Annotated in this window: 2 protein-coding genes and 1 pseudogene; all 3 read right to left on the reverse strand. The window is 32.4% G+C overall.

Features of this window, described 5'->3' with window-relative positions:
- Positions 1-63 precede the first annotated feature (63 nt).
- Positions 64-411 (reverse strand): hypothetical protein, encoded by a 348-nt coding sequence (locus ACJMLH_RS03000; protein WP_405274592.1) that lies wholly within the window; start codon positions 409-411, stop codon positions 64-66.
- Positions 404-598, reverse strand: coding sequence for a hypothetical protein (locus tag ACJMLH_RS03005; RefSeq protein WP_405274594.1), 195 nt, complete (start codon positions 596-598; stop codon positions 404-406). The genes ACJMLH_RS03000 and ACJMLH_RS03005 overlap by 8 nt, the downstream gene beginning before the upstream one ends.
- Positions 598-2,618 (reverse strand): annotated as a pseudogene (locus tag ACJMLH_RS03010) (hypothetical protein); the annotation flags it as partial. The gene ACJMLH_RS03005 and the pseudogene ACJMLH_RS03010, both read right to left, overlap by 1 nt.

The following is a 2,618-nucleotide window of genomic DNA, read 5'->3' on the forward strand; positions in this document are numbered from 1 at the left end:
TGAAGTTGTCCAGGAAGCTATTCAGCTTTAAAAAATTAAAATAGTTAAAATAAATTAATTATTTTAACTTAAATCTTTTTTTTCTTCAAAAAACCATCCTAAACCTATTGAAATCATAAATAGGACTACAAGCAGTAAACTGTCAATTACAGGTTTATTGTTTGTAAAATCAGCATAAACTGAATTAATAAAATACGCTGCAAAAATAATTATTCCCAGAATGCAAAATATCTTGGAAAATCTATCATTTTTATATTTTTCACTGTATTTTGAAAAAAGTGACATTATTATCACTATTATAGCTATGACAAGTAGGAAAATGAATATGAATGAATATTCAAGCATTGTGGATACGCATATCAAAAGCAATATCGTTGCAGCTATCAAAAAAATTGTTTCGGTTCTATTCATCAAATCCCTTGCCTAATCCGTGGACGGTAATTACAAATATTATAAACAGCATCAGCAGTGACATTGGCCCGTTGAGCTGTTTGTCAAACATTATCAGTATAAATTCATATATGATGCAAATGGCGAATACGATGTCCAGTATCTGTACTGTCAGTGGCTGCTTTTTAAAAGAATCAATAATTTTCATTATTTCACCTTCCAGCTTTTATCCCAATATTTGGAGGGCACATTAAACGGTGTCCAGCTATCCTCTGTGAAATATTTATAAGTTTCAGCTTTTGTTAACTTCTTTGTTTGCCCTTCACTTATATATTTTGCATTATTTCTATTTAAACTGAGATTACTGTTGATTTCAACTTCAATATAATCATATCCTCCTTTTTTATTTGGAATATTGTAGATTTTTTTATTCTGATTGTATCCTGGTCGTGTAAATGTTACTGTATCCATCAGCGTATGCCAGTCCTTTTCATCAAAATATTCGTCCCGGGCGTCTACTCCTGTCTGCTGAATGAAAACCATTGTCCCTAAAATGCTTAAACCTACTTTTGTAGCACCTTTTATGACTTTCCCTCCGATAAATGTTAAGGTCTTATATATCATTTTACTCATGGGGTGGATTTGATTCAATAAATCGCTTATTTTCGTTTTTGTCTGAGAAAATAAGTCCAATGCCATGTTGATTCCGGAAATGATGTCTTTTGGAATTTCTCCAATACTACAGCAATCACAAATTGTAGATATTGATGCTCCTTTATAGGTCATATTATTGTGGGATTGAATGACACTGGCGACTCCACTAGTGTTATTGACAATGATTGCTGAATTGCTGTTGTCTTGTGCAAAAACATATATCATTTCGCCTAACTGTGCCAAACTTGCTTTGTTATTGTTTATTGCCCGGTACATATTGTCCTGAGAATTGGTTGTGAAATTCAGGAATCTTGCTGAAACCTCATCTAGGCTGTATTCCTCAAGGTTGGGCAATTGAAGAGAGTTGATAAACCTGAATGAAATAATATTGTCTGTACTTCCTTTAACGTCCATTCCCATATCTGAATTTAAAACGTCCAGATAAGTATCTTCTAGATTTATTCCGCCTAAAATAGTTGCAGTATGGCCTCTTGTCCATTTCACATCAAATTTGCTTGCATATTCGTCTGCCAGTTTATCTGCAAGCCATGCTGTTTCAAGACTTGCCAAATGCATTCCATAAACATTCATCACTCCAAACAGGTCTAAATAAAGTTTATTTTTCCCAATCCATGATTTTAGAATTTCTTTTGTAATCTTTTCATTCATTATACTGTAGGACTGCAATATCTCAAAGCCTAAATTTCTCCGATATTTGTCTGCAAGACCATAGCTAATTGTTTCCTGTTTTTCAAGTTCTTGATGCCCATTTACAGTGAATCGGGTTATGATATTTTCTTTGGATACATAACCTGCAATGCTTTTTCCAAAATAACTGAATGTCACAGGTTTATTGGTGTTGGTAAATCGTATTGATGCCGTGTTATGCCGTGTAATTTCATCATAGCTTTTGTAGTTGAAGTCATAGATTGTTTTTTGGTAAAATTTCCCTAAGCTGTATTTCACGCCCAATTCATCATAGCTTTGAGTAAAAAAGGTTACTTTTGCGGTTATTTTATCATTTTGCACATACGTTAATGTTTCACTGTTTTGTGAGCTTTTATCTGCATAAAATCCGAACAACTCAACATTATCGATTGTATTTGATTGGTAGTCAATTTCTGTAAAGCCGTTTGTTCTTGAAATTATTATTCCGTTTTCTTTTAGTTTGCTTTTATTTTTATCACTTTTGATTTCACCACCATCAAAAGGTATTAAGTGACTTTTGTATCCTATAACTGTTAAATTAACACCATCAATTCTCGTATTTGAAAATAAATAGCTCTTATCACCTATTTTTATAGAAAAAATCTCGTTTTTAGGCATCTTTATAATTCCATTCAGTCCGGTTTTTATTGAGTATGCGGAATTTTCAAATACATGGTCTAAAGTTACATTGACGTAGTCTGGAATAAGGGTTGTATGCATAAATCTAGTGGGTTTAATTACTTTATTTACAGTTATTTTATTTTTGGAGGTTAATCCTACATATTGTGTTGTAATTGTATATTTTCCGGCATCCAGACTAACTTCCAATGTTGCTATTCCAGTTTTATTTGTTGTTTTTGTGTAGG

Source organism: Methanobrevibacter sp. (genome assembly GCF_045116495.1).
Classification (GTDB): Archaea; Methanobacteriota; Methanobacteria; order Methanobacteriales; family Methanobacteriaceae; genus Methanocatella.